17 protein-coding genes are annotated in these 17,490 nt (G+C 73.4%); 10 read left to right on the top strand and 7 right to left on the bottom strand.

Features of this window, described 5'->3' with window-relative positions; genetic code table 11:
* Window positions 1–50 precede the first annotated feature (50 nt).
* Both ACZ44S_RS09495 and ACZ44S_RS09490 read left to right on the top strand, forming a co-directional pair.
* Window positions 51–452, top strand: a complete 402-nt coding sequence (locus tag ACZ44S_RS09495; protein ID WP_466926369.1) for a hypothetical protein — start codon at window positions 51–53, stop codon at window positions 450–452.
* Window positions 449–727: a DUF4031 domain-containing protein gene (locus ACZ44S_RS09490; protein ID WP_190166430.1), complete on the top strand. Its 279-nt coding sequence runs from the start codon at window positions 449–451 to the stop codon at window positions 725–727. Before ACZ44S_RS09495 ends, ACZ44S_RS09490 begins: the two co-directional genes overlap by 4 nt.
* Here the strand turns inward: ACZ44S_RS09490 and ACZ44S_RS09485 are convergent.
* Window positions 709–1,770, bottom strand: coding sequence for a GNAT family N-acetyltransferase (locus ACZ44S_RS09485; protein WP_466926691.1), 1,062 nt, complete (start codon window positions 1,768–1,770; stop codon window positions 709–711). The two genes, ACZ44S_RS09490 and ACZ44S_RS09485, sit on opposite strands and share 19 nt — an antisense overlap.
* A gap of 34 nt (window positions 1,771–1,804) precedes the next feature.
* A complete protein-coding gene (locus ACZ44S_RS09480; RefSeq protein ID WP_466926366.1) occupies window positions 1,805–2,467 on the bottom strand; it encodes an HD domain-containing protein in 663 nt (220 codons plus the stop codon).
* A gap of 71 nt (window positions 2,468–2,538) precedes the next feature.
* On the opposite strand from ACZ44S_RS09480, the gene ACZ44S_RS09475 reads away from it, so the two are divergent.
* Together ACZ44S_RS09475 and ACZ44S_RS09470 are read left to right on the top strand one after the other, a co-directional pair.
* Entirely contained in the window at window positions 2,539–3,219 is a 681-nt protein-coding gene (locus ACZ44S_RS09475; RefSeq protein ID WP_466926364.1) for a maleylpyruvate isomerase family mycothiol-dependent enzyme, read from the top strand.
* A gap of 95 nt (window positions 3,220–3,314) precedes the next feature.
* Entirely contained in the window at window positions 3,315–4,004 is a 690-nt protein-coding gene (locus ACZ44S_RS09470; RefSeq protein ID WP_466926363.1) for a copper homeostasis protein CutC, read from the top strand.
* 103 nt (window positions 4,005–4,107) lie between these two features.
* Here the strand turns inward: ACZ44S_RS09470 and ACZ44S_RS09465 are convergent, their stop codons facing one another.
* A complete protein-coding gene (locus ACZ44S_RS09465; protein WP_466926361.1) occupies window positions 4,108–6,189 on the bottom strand; it encodes a HelD family protein in 2,082 nt (693 codons plus the stop codon).
* A 135-nt stretch (window positions 6,190–6,324) separates the two neighbouring features.
* Window positions 6,325–7,197: a helix-turn-helix domain-containing protein gene (locus ACZ44S_RS09460; RefSeq protein WP_466926359.1), complete on the bottom strand. Its 873-nt coding sequence runs from the start codon at window positions 7,195–7,197 to the stop codon at window positions 6,325–6,327.
* 93 nt (window positions 7,198–7,290) lie between these two features.
* Between ACZ44S_RS09460 and ACZ44S_RS09455 the strand changes: the two genes are divergently transcribed.
* On the top strand, window positions 7,291–8,184 hold the full coding sequence (locus ACZ44S_RS09455) for an aldo/keto reductase family oxidoreductase (protein ID WP_466926357.1): 894 nt from the start codon (window positions 7,291–7,293) through the stop codon (window positions 8,182–8,184).
* Between the two features lie 117 nt (window positions 8,185–8,301).
* Window positions 8,302–8,487 carry a hypothetical protein gene (locus ACZ44S_RS09450; protein ID WP_466926355.1) on the top strand — a complete coding sequence of 62 codons (186 nt, stop codon included), beginning with the start codon at window positions 8,302–8,304 and terminating at the stop codon, window positions 8,485–8,487.
* Window positions 8,488–8,548: 61 nt separating this feature from the next.
* On the opposite strand, the gene ACZ44S_RS09445 is transcribed toward ACZ44S_RS09450, so the two are convergent.
* Window positions 8,549–9,322: a helix-turn-helix domain-containing protein gene (locus ACZ44S_RS09445; RefSeq protein WP_466926688.1), complete on the bottom strand. Its 774-nt coding sequence runs from the start codon at window positions 9,320–9,322 to the stop codon at window positions 8,549–8,551.
* Between the two features lie 221 nt (window positions 9,323–9,543).
* On the opposite strand from ACZ44S_RS09445, the gene ACZ44S_RS09440 reads away from it, so the two are divergent.
* The 4 genes from ACZ44S_RS09440 (at window position 9,544) to ACZ44S_RS09425 (ending at window position 12,518) form a co-directional block, all read left to right on the top strand.
* Window positions 9,544–10,212, top strand: a complete 669-nt coding sequence (locus ACZ44S_RS09440) for a DUF4097 family beta strand repeat-containing protein (RefSeq protein WP_466926353.1) — start codon at window positions 9,544–9,546, stop codon at window positions 10,210–10,212.
* A gap of 31 nt (window positions 10,213–10,243) precedes the next feature.
* Window positions 10,244–11,200, top strand: coding sequence for an ATP-binding cassette domain-containing protein (locus ACZ44S_RS09435; protein ID WP_466926351.1), 957 nt, complete (start codon window positions 10,244–10,246; stop codon window positions 11,198–11,200).
* On the top strand, window positions 11,197–11,982 hold the full coding sequence (locus ACZ44S_RS09430) for an ABC transporter permease (RefSeq protein ID WP_466926348.1): 786 nt from the start codon (window positions 11,197–11,199) through the stop codon (window positions 11,980–11,982). The genes ACZ44S_RS09435 and ACZ44S_RS09430 overlap by 4 nt, the downstream gene beginning before the upstream one ends.
* A 155-nt stretch (window positions 11,983–12,137) precedes the next feature.
* On the top strand, window positions 12,138–12,518 hold the full coding sequence (locus tag ACZ44S_RS09425) for a hypothetical protein (protein ID WP_466926346.1): 381 nt from the start codon (window positions 12,138–12,140) through the stop codon (window positions 12,516–12,518).
* A gap of 9 nt (window positions 12,519–12,527) precedes the next feature.
* Here ACZ44S_RS09425 and ACZ44S_RS09420 read toward each other — a convergent pair whose 3' ends face one another.
* Window positions 12,528–14,171, bottom strand: coding sequence for a DNA repair helicase XPB (locus ACZ44S_RS09420; protein ID WP_466926344.1), 1,644 nt, complete (start codon window positions 14,169–14,171; stop codon window positions 12,528–12,530).
* Window positions 14,172–14,660: 489 nt separating this feature from the next.
* Window positions 14,661–17,441: a helicase-associated domain-containing protein gene (locus tag ACZ44S_RS09415; RefSeq protein WP_466926340.1), complete on the bottom strand. Its 2,781-nt coding sequence runs from the start codon at window positions 17,439–17,441 to the stop codon at window positions 14,661–14,663.
* Window positions 17,442–17,490: the final 49 nt, after the last annotated feature.

Here is a 17,490-nt window from a genome sequence, read left to right as displayed (position 1 = left end):
AAAGATATTTTCGCGGCGGCCTCGCGGTCAAGAGTGCGCACAATAGGGGCATGGATCCCCAGCCCCACGGCGAACCCGGCGCCCGCCCGGTCGGCCCTCTGGAACAAGCGTTGCACGCGGCGCGCGCTCTCGTGCTCGCCGATCTGGTCGCGCGCGAGGTCGCCGAGGCGGACGTGGTGTCCATGGTCGAGGATTCCGTGGCCCACCGGCGCTGGTGGGTCGAACAGTGGCCGGACGGCGCCGGGTTCCTCCCCGGCCTGGTCGCCCAGGACGTCCAGGACGCCCTGCTGGAACGGTACGGGCGCTGGCCCCTGTGTCCGGTGTGCGGCACCGGCGACCCGCACGCGCTGGAGGTGGAGCCGGAACTCGGCCCCGACCCGCACTGGGTCTGCCACAAGGCGGGCGTGAAGGTCGCCGCGGTGGGCGCGCTGGGCGGAGCGATGCCCTCGTGACCGTGTACATCGACCCGCCCACCTGGCCCGGTCACGGCCGGATGTGGTCCCACCTCGTCAGCGACCTCTCCTACGCCGAACTGCACGCCTTCGCCGACCGTCTGGGCGTGCCCCGCCGCGCCTTCGAACGCGACCACTACGACATCCCCGGGCACCGGTACACCGACGCGGTGCGCGCGGGGGCGGTCGAGGTGAGCAGCCGCGAGGTGGTGCGGTTGCTGCACGGGGCGGGGCTGCGCCGGCGCAAGGGGACGGCTCAGCCGCGCAGTTCGTAGGTGATCTGCCCCACGTCCTCGGAGACCCGGGTGAAGCCGGCCCGGGCGACGACGTTCTGCGAGGGCACGTTCTCGTGGTCGACGACGGCCGCCACGGTCCGTACGCCGTCCTGCTCCAGCGCCCAGCGTGACAGCGTGCGCAGCGCCTCGGTGGCGTAGCCGTGGCCGCGTGCGCCCGCCACGAGGTCGTAGCCGATCTCGACCCGGCCGTCCCCGTCCGGGACGCCGTGGAAGCCCATCGCGCCGACCGCGAGGTCGTCCTCGCGCCGGACCAGCGCGTACATGCCCCACTCCGGGTGGAACACGCCTTCCTCGTACTGCTTGACCATGATCCCGGCGCCCTCGCGGGTGCCGTCGGCCGCGGCCCCGCCGACCCACGCGAAGCCGCCGTCACCCGCCGGCGACAGGTCGGCGGCGGCCGCCGGGGTGACGCCCTCCAGGGTCAGCCGCTCCGAGCGGAGCACCGGGTTGTTGCTCCAGCGCCAGGCGGTGACCGGCTCCCGGCCCGGCAGTTCACCGCGCCCGGTCGCCCACAGGAGCGTCCGCCACGGCGTGGGACCCGGCTTGACCTGCGGGAAGATCCGGGTCAGCACGAAGGACGCCAGCTCGGCCGGCGGTTCGTAACCGATTCCCATCCCCTCGGCGATGTCGTGGGTGTGCAGCAGCACCTCGGCCACGCCCATCGCGGCGAAGCCCTCGCGGCCCGCGTGCCGGAAGGGGTACGGGTGGAAGGCGCGGACCGCGCGCGGGGTGGTGCGGACGGCGGCGGCGAGCAGGGTGCCGGTCGTGGTGATCACCTGGAGGGCGCCCTCGTTGTCGGCGCGGGCCAGCCCCTCCTCGCCGGCCTCGAGGGTGATGTCGAAGGGCACGTACGCGTTCTGCGCCCGCCCGGCCAGCTGTCCCGCGTACGCGATGAGGTCGCTCGCGATGTGGGCGGCCGTCTCACGGCAGTTCCACTCCAGCCGCCCCGCTCGCACCGCCTTCCAGTCCCGGTCGGTGACCGCCCCCAGCGCCGCCACGCAGTCCGCGACGGCTTCCTCCACCTGTTCCGCTCCCGAAGCATGCATGCGGGGCAGGCTAGGCGGGCGGTGCGGGTGCGGTCGACAGCATTTCCAGCTCGCCGCGCATGTTGTAGCGGGCGGTGGCCTCCCAGTGCTCCCGCCCGTACGGCGTGCGGAACAGGCGGGGCAGGGCGAGCAGTTGCCGCAGCACATCGGCACGGCCCGCGCGGAAGGCGTCGCTCGGGACGAAGTGGTACTCCTCGCGGACGGCGGCGGTGTAGGCGGCGTACGACGACGGCGGGGCCGCGAGGATCGCCAGGTCCGCGTCGCACAGCACCTGCCCGTTCCGGTCGTCGTCGGCCGGGTCGTGCGTGACGGTGAGCCGGACCAGCCGGGCCGTCTCGGCGGTCTTCCCCGCCGGCACGCCGGCCTCGGGGAGCGCCCGCTCGGCGAGCCGCGCGGACCGCTCCTCGTTCTCCGACCGCTCCGGCAGATACACGGCGTCGTGGAACCAGGCGGCGAGCCGTACGACGTCCGGGTCGTCGGCGAGCTCCGCCAGCTCGTCGATGTGGTCGAGGACGGCCGTGAGGTGGGTGAGCGTGTGGTAGTGCCGCTGCGGCTCCTGCCAGCGGCCGAGCAGGTCGTCGGCGTACGGCAGCGGATCGGGACCGCCGCCGGGACCACGGGCCCCTTCCAGGGCGCGGACGAAACGGGCACGCAGGGCTTCGGTGTCGGCCATGGGTTCATTGTCCCCGGGCGGTACCCGCCGCCTCGACCCCCGGAGCCCTCCGCGGCACTAGCGTGGACGGCATGACGACTCCTGCGGATGTGCGGAACGTACGAGACCCCGAGCTGCCCGGGCGGCTGCTGGCCGTCGAGCGGGACGCGCTGGTGCCCCTGCTGCGGGGGCGGGACGACGCGGACTTCGCGCTGCCGGTGGCGGCGTGTCCGGGGTGGACGGTGCGGGATCTGCTGGCGCACTGTGCGGCCGCGTTCACCCGGGTCCTGGAGCGGCGGTTCGAGGACGGGGTGTTCTCGCCCGAGAGCAACGAGCGGGACATCGCCGAGCGGGCCGGGTGGGCGAACGCCGAGGTCGTGGACGAGCTGTACCGCGGGATGACCGAGGCCGGGCCGTTGATCGCCGACGCGGGCGGAGCGCTGGACGGGCTGGCGCTGGGCGAGTGGGTGCACGCGGGGGACGTGCGCGTCGCGCTGGGCGAGCCGGGCGCGTACGCGGGCGCGGGGCTGCCGTACGCGCTCGCCCTGCTGGGCCAGGTGACCGGCCGGAAGGGCCACCTGCCGCTGCACGCCGACCTCGACGACGCCGACGAGCCGCTGCGGCTGGGCGACACCTCGGGGGAGCGTCCCCCGGCCCGCTACATCGGGGACGGGCCGACCCTCGTACGGCTGTACGCGGGGCGTCCGGTGGACGGTGCCGTGTACGAGCTGGCCGGGGCGGAGGCGGCGGAGCTGAACATCTTCGGGGGCTGAGCGGAGGGGCGGGGGAGACCCGGGCGGGGGGTCGGACGGTACTCTGGATTGGACTAGACCTGTAGTCGCCGTCTGATGCCGAGGAATGGGGTCCCATGAGCAAGCGTGCAGTCCTGGAGGTGATCGCCCTCGACGTCGAGGACGCGGTCGCCGCCCAGGCCGGAGGTGCGGACCGCCTCGAGCTGGTCACGGACATGGCGGCGGACGGACTGACGCCTTCGGCGGCGACCGTCGCGGGGATCCGCGCGGCCGTGGACATCCCGGTGCGGGTGATGCTGCGGCTGGCGGACGGATTCGCCGCGGGGGACGTCGGGCGGCTGGTCGCCGCGGCCCGCGAGATGCGGGAGGCCGGGGCGGAGGAGTTCGTGCTCGGGTTCCTCGACGCCGACGGGTGCGTGGATCTGGACGCGGTGGAGCGGGTCGCCCGTGAGCTGGAGGGGTGCCGGTGGACGTTCCACCGGGCCATCGACCGGGCCGCCGACCGGGACGCGCTGCGCAAGCAGCTCGCGGACCTGGCGGGGCTGGACACGTATCTGACGGCCGGGGCGGCCGAGGGGGTCGACGCGGGGCTGCCGACGCTGGTCGCGGAGGCGCGGCGGCGAGGGGAGCAGGGGTACCGGCAGCAGTTGCTGGTGGGGGGTGGTCTGCGGCTGGAGCACGTGCCCGAGCTGAGGCGTGCCGGCATCGACGCCTTCCACATCGGCGGGGCGGCACGCCCCGACGGGTGGGCCGGACCCTTGTCGGCCGCGGCCGTGGCGGAGTGGCGGCGGGTGCTGGGGGGCTGAGCCGGTGCCGGTGCCGGTGCCGGTGCCGGTGCCGGTGCAGGGCGGGGGTGTTGCGCAGCCCGGCGATTGCGGGGTGCCGCCTGCGCCCACCCTCCCCGCTGCGTTACGTCAGTTGGGGCGGTAGCGGGGCCGTGTGCGTCAGGATCAGGCCTGAGACGGCTCGGGTGAGGGTGACGTAGAGGCGGCGGAGGCCGGTGCGTTCGTCGGGTTCGGCGTTCACCACGGCGGCGGGTTCGTCGAGGAGGACGTAGTCGTACTCCAGGCCCTTCGCCAGGGAGGCCGGGACCAGGGTCAGGCGGGTGGTCCGGGTGGTCTCCTCGCCCGGGGCGACGTACGCGATGCCCGCCGACGTCAGCGCCTCGGTGAGTTCCGGGATGCGGGTGTCCGCCGCGATCAGGCCGACCGAGCCCTCGTTGCCCAGGAGTTCACGGCACGCGGCCACCACGTCGTCCGTCCCCCCGGACCGGCGGACCTCGAAGAAGCCCGGGTTCTCACGGATCGACGCCACCGGGGTCAGCCCCGGCGCGATGTGCGGGAGAAGCCGGGAGGCGTAGGTGATGACGTCCGTGGGGACGCGGAAACCGGCCGTCAGCTCCTCGATCACCGCATCCTGTTTGCCCAGGTGGCGCAGGGCCTCCTCCCAACTGCGCGTCGCCCAGGGCGTGGTGCCCTGGGCCAGGTCGCCGAGGACCGTCGCCGAACCGGTCGTGCAGCGCCGGCCCACCGCCCTGTACTGCATGGGCGACAGGTCCTGCGCCTCGTCGAGCACCACGTGCCCGAGCGAGTGCGTGCGCTGGATCAGGTCGGCCGCCTCGTCGATCAGCACCGCGTCCGCCGCCGACCACTTCGCCGACTTCACCGAACGGGCGGGCTTGGCCCACAGGATCGTCTTCTGCTCCCGCTCGTCGAGCAGACCCTCCGCGTGCTCGGCCAGGAAGTCGGCGTCGCCCAGCAGCCGCAGCACCAGCTTCGCCGGGTCGACGGCCGGCCAGACCGCCTTCACCGCCGCCTTCACCGCCGCGTTGCGGGCCACCGCGTCCTGGACCCGGTCGTCCGGTGCCTCGCCCGCCCGCTCCATCTGCACCAGCACCGCGTGCGCGATGCGCTGCGGGAGGGCGTCGCGGGCGGCGCCGTAGCGGATGTCGCGGTCCAGCAACTGCTGGACGATCTCCTCCAGTTCGTACGCCGGGACCCGCCAGCGGCGCGACCCGCGCACGACCACGACCGGCTCGGTGGGCATCGTGACGTGGGAGTGGAGGGCCCTGCGCAGCACCTGGGCCATCCGGGCGTCGCCCTTGACCACCGCCGCCGCCGCGTCGTCCGTCCCGCGCACCTCCACGTGCGCCACCAGGTCGTCCACCGTGGCCTGCGCGACCGTCAGCTCGCCCAGCGCGGGCAGCACCTGCTCGATGTAGTGCAGGAAGGACCGGTTCGGGCCGACGACCAGGGTGCCGGTGCGGGCCAGCCGCTCGCGGTGGGCGTAGAGGAGGTAGGCGACCCGGTGCAGGCCGACGGCCGTCTTCCCCGTGCCGGGTCCTCCCTGCACGCAGACGCTGCCGGACAGCCCCGACCGTACGATCTCGTCCTGCTCCGGCTGGATCGTCGCGACGATGTCCCGCATCGGACCCACGCGCGGACGCTCGATCTCCTGCTGGAGGAGCTTGCTGGTGGTCGCCGCCTCGGCGGGGTCGGACAGGTGCTCGTCCTCGTACGCGGTGAGGTCGCCGCCGGTGTAGCCGAAGCGGCGGCGCAGCCCGATGTCCATCGGGTCCTTCTTGGACGCCCGGTAGAACGGCTGCGACACCGGCGCACGCCAGTCGATCACCATCGGGTCGCCGTCCCCGTCGTGCACATGACGGCGGCCGACATAGAAGCGCTCGCCCTCCGCCCCCTCGGCCTGTTCCGCGCCGGGGGAGTGCAGGTAGTCGAGGCGGCCGAAGAACAGCGGGGTGTCGCTGAGGTCGGCCAGCGCCTTGATGCGCTCCTCGATCTGGCGCTGCAGGACGGCCGCGTTGACCCAGTTCGCGGTGACATCGCTGATGTCGAGGGCCTCGACGTCCTCGCGCATCGCGCGCAGCGCGGAACGCGACGCGGAGAGGTGGGCGCGCTCTCGGGCGAGCGGGTCGTCCGCGGGAACGCTCGCGGGTTCGCCTACGGGATCGTCTACCGGCGTGGACGCGGACAAGGGGGTGCCTCCGGGGACCTGCTGCGGGGTGGCTGCGGAATACCGGCCGGTTTCCGTCCGGGCGGCGGCGCTCCGTGAGGGAGGCGGGGAAGAGCGGAGAGTCTAGGACGCGGGGCCGGTGCGGTCCAAACGGTTTTACGCGTCCGCTTCCCGTACGGCGGGCACGTCGGCCGGACCCCGCACCGGTCCCGTGGTCAGCGAGGCCAGCAGGGCGAGCCGTTCGGCGGCCTCGCTCCCCGGTTCGGCGTGGTAGACCGCGAGCATCAGGCCGTCGGAGCCGTCGACGTCCAGTTTCGACATGGTGAGGTCCAGCCGGCCGACCTGGGGATGGTGCATCCCGATCGGCCCGTTGCCCATCGGCCGCACGTCGTGGCGCGCCCACACCTGCCGGAACTCCTCGCTGACCAGCGACAGTTCGCCCACGAGCTGGACGACCCGCGGGTCGTCGACGTCCGACCCGAGCCGTCGGCGGAACGCGGCGACGCACCGGGCCGCCGTGTGCGCCCAGTCCGTGTGCAGGGCCTGCTCGGCGGGGTCGAGGAAGAACGACCGGAGCCGGTTCTCCCCCACCCGGATGCTCGGGGCCAGCGCGGTGGCGAGCGCGTTGGCCGCGATGACGTCGAGGGACCTGTCCGTCACGAAGGCCGGCAGCCCGATCGTCTCGAGCAGCTGTGCCGTGGCCGGTGGGACCGGCCGCCGACGGAACCGGCGCCGGGTACGCGGGCGCGGTGCGGCGAGCTGGTGGAGGTAGCCCGTGGCGGTGTCGTCGAGCAGCAGCACCCGGGCGAGCGCGTCGAGGACCTGCGCCGACGGATTGCGGTCGCGGCCCTGCTCCAGCCGCAGGTAGTAGTCGGAGCTGATGCCGGCGAGCATGGCCACTTCCTCACGGCGCAGCCCCGGCACCCGGCGTATCCCGTGCGTCGGCAGCCCGATGTCCTCGGGCGTCACCAGCTCCCGGCGCGCACGGAGGTAGTCACCGAGCAGGTTCTCCTCAGGCATGTCCTCCATGCTAGGCGCGCGGTGGCGGCCGTCCCTGTCCCTGTCACTCCCAGGATCGGCAGGGACCTGGGCGGATCGGCGGGCGGCCGGGACGGTGGGGCCATGAACACTTCGACCACATCCCTCCCCGGCGGCACCTGGACGATGGGCGACCTGACCGTCACCCGATTCGGCTACGGGGCCATGCAGCTGACCGGCCCCGGTGTGATGGGGCCGCCGGCCGATCGCGACGGCGCACTCGAGGTGCTGCGCGAGGCCGTACGTCTCGGCATCACCCACATCGACACGGCCGACGCCTACGGGCCGCACGTCACCAACCGGCTGATCCGCGAAGCGCTGCACCCCTACCCCGGCTCGCTGCACATCGTGACCAAGGTGGGCGCGGTCCGCGACGCACAGGGCGGCTGGCCCCCGGCCCGCGAGCCGGACGAGCTGCGCCGGGCCGTCCACGACAACCTCGAGCACCTCGGCGTGGAGTCGCTGGACCTCGTCAACCTCCGGCTCGGCAACGCCCAAGGACCTCAGCCGGGGTCACTGGCCAAGGCCTACGAGACCCTCGCGGAACTGCAGCAGCAGGGCCTGATCCGGCACCTGGGCCTGAGCAACGCCACCGCCGACCAGGTCGCCGAGGCGGAAACCATCGCGCCGTTCGTCTGCGTGCAGAACCTCTACAACCTCGCCCACCGCGGGGACGACGACCTCGTCGACCGGCTCGCCGGACAGGGCATCGCCTACGTGCCCTTCTTCCCGCTGGGCGGCTTCACCCCGCTGCAGTCCTCGGCGCTCACCGCCGTGGCCGCACGGCTGGGCAGCACCCCGATGTCGGTCGCCCTGGCCTGGCTGCTGCACCGGTCGCCCAACATCCTGCTCATCCCCGGGACCTCGTCGGTGGCGCACCTGCGGGAGAACATCACCGGGGCCGGCCTGGCGCTGTCGGAGGAGGACCTCGCCGAGCTGGACGCGATCGGCCGCCGACCCGAGGGGTCCCGCCCCTAGGGGACGCCCCGGTCCCGCCTGAGGGGTACGGGTCGCCCTGGAGGTGTACGCGCGGGGCCGGCGGATCGGTCCCTTCGACCGATGCCCGCGCGGGGGGCGAAGAGCAACCATGGAGGCATGAGCGCAGCGACCATCCACCCCACCACGCCGCCGGTCCGCCCGGCCGGCGCGACCCCGGTCCAGGGCAGTCACCCGCACCGCCTCGGTGATGCCCTGCGCGCCGTCAAGGTCTTCCTCGGTGCCGCCTTCGACGTGATCCTCCTCGGCGAGTACGGCGAGGAGGCGGGGGTCCGCCGCACGTAGGCGGCGCCCTCCTTCGCCCGGCCCGGTCCGCGCGGCGGCCGTCGCGCCCGCGGGCGGCCTGCTATCCGCGGTCGGCCGGCTGCCCGCGGTCCGGGTGCGGCCCGGCGGTGTCGTCCGAGGCCGCTCCGGGCTTCGCGAAGAGGACCTCGCGGGCCTGCTCGGCGGCGCGGATCATGGTCTCGGCCACGAAGTCGAGGAAGCGGGCGGCGTTCTCCAGCCGCACCGCCGCCGGGGTGCCGGGCCCCATGACGCCGATGCCCTGCCGTGAGGTCTCGGCGACCTGGGCGGTGGACAGGGCGCTGGCCATCATCGACTGGTACCAGATGTCCTCGTCGAAGAAGTAGCGCTCACGGCGGCCCTCCATGCGTTCCCTCCGGACGAGGCCCTGCTCCTCCAGGAACGTGACCGCCTTGGAGACGGACGCCGGGCTGACCTCGAGGCGGTGGGCGAGCTCGGCGGCGGTGAGGCTCCCGCTGTCGGTGAGGGTCAGGCAGGCCATCACCCGGGCCATCATCTTCGGCGTACCCGACGCTATGAAGACGGTGGTCAGCGTCTCCTCGTACGCGCGCACGGCCTCCGCGTCGCGGCCGTAGTCCTCCGTGAGCGCCTTCGGTCCCCGGGGCACGGCCCGTCTGCGCCGGTGCGCCCGGTGCTCGGTGGCGCGGTGGGCCAGGTCCGCGCGGTAGCCGGCGGGGCCGCCGTTGCGCATCACCTCGCGTGTGACGGTCGAGGTGGGGCGGTCCAGGCCCCTGGCGATCTCCGCGTAGGCGAGTCCGTCGGCCAGCCCCGTCGCGATCTGCTGGCGTTCCTGCTGGGTGAGCCTGCCTCCTGGCAACGCGGTCTCCTTCGTGGTCCGTGACGTCACGAGCATAGCGTTCACTCGCCGACCATTGCAACGCGTGATCCTTTTTTGTTGCGTTACCTCTCCACCGGTTGCAACGATTCCAGTCGCTTGACCTGCACATGCGAGCAATGCATGCAACAATCTAGTTGCCACGTCTATGAACGCAACGTAGCGTTTCGAGCGTCAGAAACGACAACTCGAAGGAGCGCACGATGCAGTTCGACACCCCCGCCCCCGTCTCGGTCGTCCTCGATGTTCCCGCCGGCCGCATCCGGTTCATCGCCGCCGACCGCGCCGACACCGTGGTCGAGGTCCTGCCCGCCGACGCCACGAAGAGCCGTGACACCAAGGCGGCGGAACAGACCACGGTCGTCCACGGCGACGGTGTCCTGCGGATCCAGGGCCCTTCCGCGAAGAACCAGCTCATCGGACCGTCCGGCGCCGTCGAGATCACCGTCCAGCTGCCCGCCGGCTCCCACGTCGAGGCGAAGACCGCCGCCGCCGAGCTCCGGGGCGTCGGACGGCTCGGCGACGTCGACTTCGAGGGCGCGCAGGGTCCGGTCAAGCTCGACGAGACCGCGAACGCCCGCCTGGCCGTCCTCGCCGGTGACATCTCGGTCGGCCGCCTGGGCGGTTCCGCGGAGCTCAGCACCCAGAAGGGCGACATCCGCGTAACCGAGGCCCTGCGCGGCACGGTCACGCTGCGCACGGAGCACGGCGACATCGAGGTCGGCGCCGCACGCGGCGTCTCCGCCTCCCTCGACGCCGGGACCGGCTACGGCCGGGTCCGCAACACGCTCCGGAACGCCGACGGCGCCGACGCCGGCCTGGCCTTCCGCGCGACCACCGCCTACGGCGACATCACCGCCCGCAGCCTGTAACCACCCGCGACATCCGAAGGAGAACCCCCTCATGACCGGCTTGGCCATCGCGGCGAACGGACTGCGCAAGTCCTACGGCGACAAGCTCGTGCTCGACGGCGTCGACCTCAGCGTTCCGGAAGGCACGATCTTCTCCCTGCTCGGCCCGAACGGCGCCGGCAAGACCACCGCCGTGAAGATCCTCTCCACCCTCGTCACCCCGGACGCCGGCGCCCTGCGGGTCGGTGGGCACGACCTCGCCACCGACCCGCAGGCGGTGCGGGCCGAGATCGGTGTCACCGGTCAGTTCTCCGCCGTGGACGGGCTGATCACCGGCGAGGAGAACATGCTCCTGATGGCGGACCTGCACCACCTCTCCCGGCGCGAGGGGCGGCGGGTGGCCGCCGAGCTGCTGGAGCGGTTCGACCTGGCGGAGGCCGCGAGGAAGCCCGCCTCCACCTACTCCGGCGGCATGAAGCGTCGCCTCGACATCGCCATGACCCTGGTCGGCGACCCGCGGATCATCTTCCTCGACGAACCGACCACCGGACTCGACCCGCGCAGCCGCCACACCATGTGGCAGATCATCCGCGAGCTCGTCACCGGCGGCGTCACCGTCTTCCTCACCACGCAGTACCTGGAGGAGGCCGACGAACTCGCCGACCGCATCGCGGTGCTGAACGACGGCAGGATCGCGGCCGAGGGCACCGCCGAGCAACTCAAGCGGATCGTCCCCGGCGGACACGTACGCCTCCGCTTCACCGACCCGGCCGCCTACCGCACCGCCGCCACCGCACTGACCGAGGCGTCCCGGGACGACGACGCCCTCGCCCTCCAGCTCCCCAGCGACGGCACCCAGCGCGAACTGCGCTCCATTCTCGACCACCTGGACGCCGCCGGCATCGAAGCCGACGAGCTCACCGTCCACACCCCCGACCTCGACGACGTGTTCTTCGCCCTGACCGACCCCGCCGCCGTCCCCGCCCAGTCCAAGGAGGCCGTCCGATGAGCACCTTCGCCCTCGCCGTGCGCGACTCGTCCACCATGCTGCGCCGCAACCTCCTGCACGCCCGGCGCTATCCGTCCCTCACCCTGAACCTGCTGCTCACGCCGGTCATGCTGTTGCTGCTCTTCGTCTACATCTTCGGCGACGTGATGAGCGCGGGCATGGGCGGAGCCGACCGCTCCGCGTACATCGCCTACATCGTGCCGGGTGTGCTGCTGATGACCATCGGGAGCACCACGATCGGCACCGCGGTGTCCGTCTCCATGGACATGAGCGAGGGCATCATCGCCCGCTTCCGCACGATGGCCATCCACCGGGGCTCCGTGCTCATCGGGCACGTCGTCGGCAGCGTGCTGCAGTCGGTCGCGAGCGTGGTCCTCGTCGGCGCCGTCGGCGTGGCCATCGGCTTCCGCTCGACGGACGCCACGGCCGTGGAGTGGCTGGCGGCGTTCGGGCTGCTGGTGCTGTTCGCCCTGGCGCTCACCTGGATCGCGGTCGGCATGGGCCTGGTCAGCCCGAACGCCGAGGCGGCCAGTAACAACGCGATGCCGCTGATCCTCCTGCCGCTGCTGTCCAGTGCCTTCGTCCCGGTCGACGGGATGCCCGCCTGGTTCCGGCCGGTCGCCGAGTACCAGCCCTTCACGCCCGCCATCGAGACCCTGCGCGGGCTGCTCCTCGGCACCGGGATCGGCCACAACGGATGGCTGGCCGTGGCCTGGTGCCTGGGCCTGGCGGTGCTCGGCTACTTCTGGTCGGCCGCCAGGTTCGGCCAGGACCCGAAATAACCCCCGTGAGGGAACGAGCCGCGGCCCGCCCCGGGGCGGCGTACTCCGACACCGTGTCGGCGCACGCCGCCCCGTCGGCGTATGAGTACGCGGACGCGTTCAGCTGAGTACCCGAGCCGGTGCGCCGGCCATCGCCGGGCCGCTGTACTGGACGTATGAGCCTCCACCACGCCGCCCCCGCGCAGCCGGTCCGGCAGTACCGGGCCGAGCGGGACCCCCGCGCCTGGATCGCCCCCGCCGTCGCGACCGTGCTGGGGGCGCTGCTGGCACCCGTGGCGGTGTTCTTCGGCGGGCTGTCCGTCATGGCCACCGACAGCTGCGGCCCCGACAACTGCTCGCAGGCGCTGACCGACGCCCTGAACGCGATCTTCGGAACCCTGTACTACGGCGGCATCCTCGCCTCCGGCGCCTGGCTCGCCTCCTGGCTGCTGCCGTGGACCCGCCGCTGGTCGGTGCCGCGGGTCTGGCTGGCGGGCCTGTCGCTGCTGCCCTGGCTGATCGTCCTGGCGCTGGTGCTCGACCTGCCCGAGGGGTGACGTGCCCGCTCAGCTCTCCGCCAGGAGCTCGTCCGCGTCCATGATCCGGTAGGCGTAGCCCTGCTCCGCCAGGAACCGCTGACGGTGCGCCGCGAAGTCCTGGTCGATGGTGTCCCGGGCGACCACCGAGTAGAAGTGGGCCTGATGCCCGTCCGCCTTGGGCCGCAGCACCCGGCCGAGCCGCTGGGCCTCCTCCTGCCGGGAGCCGAAGGTGCCCGACACCTGGATGGCCACCGTCGCCTCCGGAAGGTCGATGGAGAAGTTCGCGACCTTGGACACCACCAGCACACTGATCTCGCCCTGCCGGAACGCCTCGAACAGCTTCTCCCGTTGCGCGTTCGACGTCTCGCCCTTGATCACCGGCGCGTCCAGATGCTCGCCCAGCTCGTCGAGCTGGTCGATGTACTGCCCGATGACGAGGATCTGCTGGCCGGCGAACCGCCGGACGATCGCCTCGGTCACCTTCTGCTTGGTCGCCGTCGTCGAGCAGAACCGGTACTTCTCCTCCTGCTCCGCGGTCGCGTACGCCAGCCGCTCGGAGTCGGTGAGATTGACCCGGACCTCCACGCAGTCGGCGGGCGCGATGTAGCCCTGCGCCTCGATCTCCTTCCACGGCGCGTCGAACCGCTTCGGACCGATCAGCGAGAACACGTCCGACTCGCGGCCGTCCTCGCGCACGAGCGTCGCGGTCAGCCCGAGCCGCCGCCGGGCCTGCAGGTCGGCGGTGAACTTGAAGACAGGCGCGGGCAGCAGGTGCACCTCGTCGTAGAGGATCAGGCCCCAGTCCCGGGAGTCGAACAGCTCCAGGTGGGGGTAGATGCCCTTCCGCTTCGTCGTCAGCACCTGGTAGGTGGCGATGGTGACGGGCCGGATCTCCTTCTTCGTCCCGCTGTACTCGCCGATCTCGTCCTCGGTCAGCGAGGTCCGCTTCACCAGCTCGTGCTTCCACTGGCGCGCCGAGACCGTGTTGGTGACCAGGATCAGCGTCGTCGACTTGGCCTGCGCCATCGACCCCGCGCCGACGAGCGTCTTGCCCGCGCCGCAGGGGAGGACGACCACGCCGGAACCGCCGTGCCAGAAGTTCTCCACGGCCTGCTTCTGGTACGGGCGCAGCGCCCACCCGTCCTCGACCAGCTCGATGGGGTGCGCCTCACCGTCCACGTACCCGGCGAGGTCCTCGGCCGGCCAGCCCAGCTTCAGCAGCGTCTGCTTGATCTGCCCGCGCTCCGAGGGATGCACGACGACGGTGTCCGGGTCGATCCGGGCGCCGACGAGCGGCGCGATCCGCTTCGAGCGCAGCACCTCCTCCAGCACCGGCCGGTCGGTGCTGGTGAGCACCAGTCCGTGCGCCGGGTGCTTGACCAGGCTGAGCCGGCCGTAGCGGTCCATGGTGTCGGCGATGTCGACGAGCAGCGCGTGCGGCACCGGGTAGCGGCTGTACTGCACCAGCGCGTCCACGACCTGCTCGGCGTCGTGCCCGGCCGCCCGCGCGTTCCACAGGCCGAGCGGGGTCACCCGGTAGGTGTGGATGTGCTCGGGCGCACGCTCCAGCTCGGCGAAGGGCGCGATGACCCGGCGGCAGTCGTCGGCCTGCTCGTGGTCGACCTCGAGGAGCAGGGTCTTGTCGGACTGGACGATGAGCGGACCATTCACGCGCGGCTGCCTTTCTGCGGCTCGGCGACGGACGCGGCCGGGCACTGCACGGCCAAACGTCCAGTTTGCCTGATCGCAGGCTTTCGCGGTCCTGAGCGGGCCGCGCTACTTCGGTGCGGCCGGCGTGAGCTTGTTCACCAGCGGTCCCTCCACGGACGGGACGCGCCGGGCCGGCCCCGGGGACGAGGGACCGGCCCGCCGCGAACGAGAAACGAGAAACGGATCAGAACGCGAAACGGATCAGAACGCGAAACGGATCAGAACGCGAAACGGATCAGAACGCGAAACGGTCGGAACGCGAAACGGTCGGAACGCGGAGAACTTCCCTTCTGTCGCGTGCGAACGGGTCACGATGGTCTGCGCGCCCGTTCAGGACACCCGGTGGCTGCCCCACGGCCGGCCGCACCATGCGGAGGCGGCCGGAGCCTCGCTCGTCAGGTGGACATGCCGGGCGTGGCGTGCATGAAGCCCGCCGTACACCCGAACGGGTCAGCTTTCCTCGTCCGCCAGCTCCGCGACCCCCGTGATCCTGTGGAGCGGATACGTACGGACCTCGTCGGCGGTGTGGTCGTACGCCGTGACGAAGCCGCCCTCGACGCGCACCGGCGCGATCACGCGCTGGCTCGCCGCGCCCTCGGCGTTGACGTACCCGATCCACAGGGCCTCGCCGGTGAGGACCGCCGCCTGCATGGTGGCGAGGGTCTCGGCGGCGGTCGTACGGGGCAGTTCGCCACTCCGGCCGGAACGGTCATCGGAGGCCGGTTTGCGCGGGGCGGTGGAGGCGAGATCGCCGGCGCGGATGGCGCGGATCGCCGCCGTCAGCAGGGTGCCGTCGGGGACGGGCGGCCCGTCCGGGACCGGCTCCGGCGGCGTGCGCGGCGGGGTGCGGCGGGCGTCGGCCCGGGCGATCAGGACATCGCCCTCGGCGGACTCGGCGGCCGGTGCGAAGCCCATCGCGCGCAGCCCCTCCAGCAGGCGGGCCGGGTCGGCCTGGGCCGCCAGCACGGTCGGCGCGAGCCGGCGCAGTCCCAGCCCCGCGGCCCGCTTGTCGGCGAGGATCTCGCTGAGCACGGCGTCGTCGTCGCAGCGGACGTACGCGGAGGCGGCGCCCACCCGCAGGTGCCCGTGCCGGCGGGCCACGTCGTCGATCAGATACGCCAGCGGCTGCGGCACCGGCGTACGGGAGTGCGCGGCCAGGAAGGCGTGCAGGTCGGCGGCGGTCCGCCCGGCGTCGAGCGCGCGCCGGACCGAGCCGGGCGTGAACCGGTAGACCGTCGCGCCACCCTTCGATTCCACGTCCGCGAGAACACCCAGCATGTCGGCGAGCGGCCGCTCCAGCGGGCCCGGCGCCACCGCCGTCAGATCGGCCTGGAGCAGGACGTGGTCCAGCGGCTCCGGCAGCAGCGGTGCGAGCAGACGGGCGGCGGCAGCGGCGGCGGTGGCCTGTTCGGCGGGGGAGAGCGGCGCGGGCGGCGGGGCGGGCCGGTGGTGCACGGGCAGCTTGTCGCCGGGCCCCTCGGGCTCCGCCTCCGCCCGCCGGGGCGCGGGCGCGCCGATCAGCGCCCGCCCGTGCGTGGAGAGGGCACCCCGCCCGGTCACCCCCAGCATCTCCGCCTCGGTCAGCGCCCACCGCGCGAGCCGCGCCCGCGGATCGTCGCCGCCGTCCCCCGGATCGCGCCCACCCGGGACACCGGCGTACCCGCCCGTCGAACCACGCCCGCCCGTGCCGGGATACCCGGCGGCAGGGCCGGCAGGCTCACGTCCGCCCGGGCCGGCGCGGTACCCGGCTGCCTCACGCCGGCCCGCGCCCGCGGGTTCCCCCGCCCCGCCCCGGCGGCCGTCCGCCGGCGCACCGGCCCCCGCGCCGCCCCGTCCCGCGCGCGGCGGCCGTTCCCAGGACAGCCGGGCCAGTACCGAGTCACCGGCCGGCGCGGCCCCCTCCGGGAGGGCGGCCAGCAGGGTCAGCACCCGGTGCCGTACCTCCGGTGCCGCCGAGCGGTCCAGGCCCGGCCCCAGTGCCGACAGCGTGTGGTCCTTCGCGTCCCGCCCGCCGACCAGCCCCGCCGTCCGTGTCGCCGCCAGCCACGCCGTGGCCAGCCGCGCCCACCGTTCCTCCGGGGGCTGCTCGCGCCACTCGTCGTACGCGGGCGTCGCCGCGTACCGCTCGTCGTCCCCCACTGCCTTGAGGGCGTGGGAGGTACCCTCACCCCCGTCGGAGGCGACCAGACCGGCCGCGTAGGCCAGTTCGACCCAGAACGCGGCCACCGGCTCGGTCACGTCGAGGGCCACGGCGGTCCGCTTCAGGTCCCGCACGCTCAGCCCGCCGGCCCGCAGCACCGCCGGGCCGCCCTCGTGCCACTCCTTCAGCAGCTCCTCGACCGTCGCCAGCGCCGTGTACGCCTGCCCGGCCGCCGTCGCGTCCACAACCTGTGGACGGTGCGTGGCGGCGGCCTCGACGGGCGGCGGCACCGGCTCCGGCGTCCGGTGCGCCCGCCCCGCCCGCAGCCGCAGCGCCACCTCGCGCGGCAGGACCACCGTCCCCGGCGCCGTCGGCAGCAGCAGCCCCCGGTCCAGCAGCCAGCGCAGCCGGGGCGCGGGATCGGCGGTGACCTGCCCGTACGGCGGGCCCCAGACCAGCCGCTCCAGCACCTCGACGGACTCGGCCGGTGCCTCGTCGAGCAGCGCGGACATCCGCGCGGGATCGTTGAACAGCGCGGTCAGATCGGCCACGGCGGACACCGCGTCGTGCGTGGACGGCAGCCCCGCGGTCACCACGATCTCCTGGATCCGCCCCGGCGACATCCCCGCGGTGGCCTCCCGCACCGTCGGGCCCAGCCCGGTCGGCGACGGGTGCTGCGGCGACGGCGCCAGCAGCTCACGGGCCGTGCGGACCAGCCGCAGCCGGTCGTCACCGCCCCACACCAGGGCCTGTTCGCGCAGCACGGCGAGGGTGTGCGGCAACGCGGCGGAGACGGCCGGGTCACCGTCGTCGCCCGCCAGCAGCCCGAGGAGTTCGTCGTACGTCGCCGGATCCGCGGCCACCGCCAGCGCCTGGGCGGTCTGCAGCGCGAACCGGTCCAGTCGCTCCAGCGCCCGCACGACCGAGGCCCGGGTACCGGCACGGGTGGCGAGCTGGGTGAGATCGGTGGGCACGGGCGTGATGAGATCCGGCCGGCTGCGCAGCAGCGCGGCCAGGGAGACGTCGTCCCGCCCCCGAAGGGCCTCGGCGAGGGATCGGGGGGCCGCCGCGGGATTCTCCTCGGTGCTCATCCGCCTCACGTTAGCGGGTGGGCACGTCCGTGGCGTGGCGGGAGTTGGG

Source organism: Streptomyces malachitofuscus (assembly GCF_055571035.1).
The sequence above is the reverse complement of the archived record's forward strand: the minus strand, read 5'-3'. Positions and strand labels throughout refer to the sequence as shown.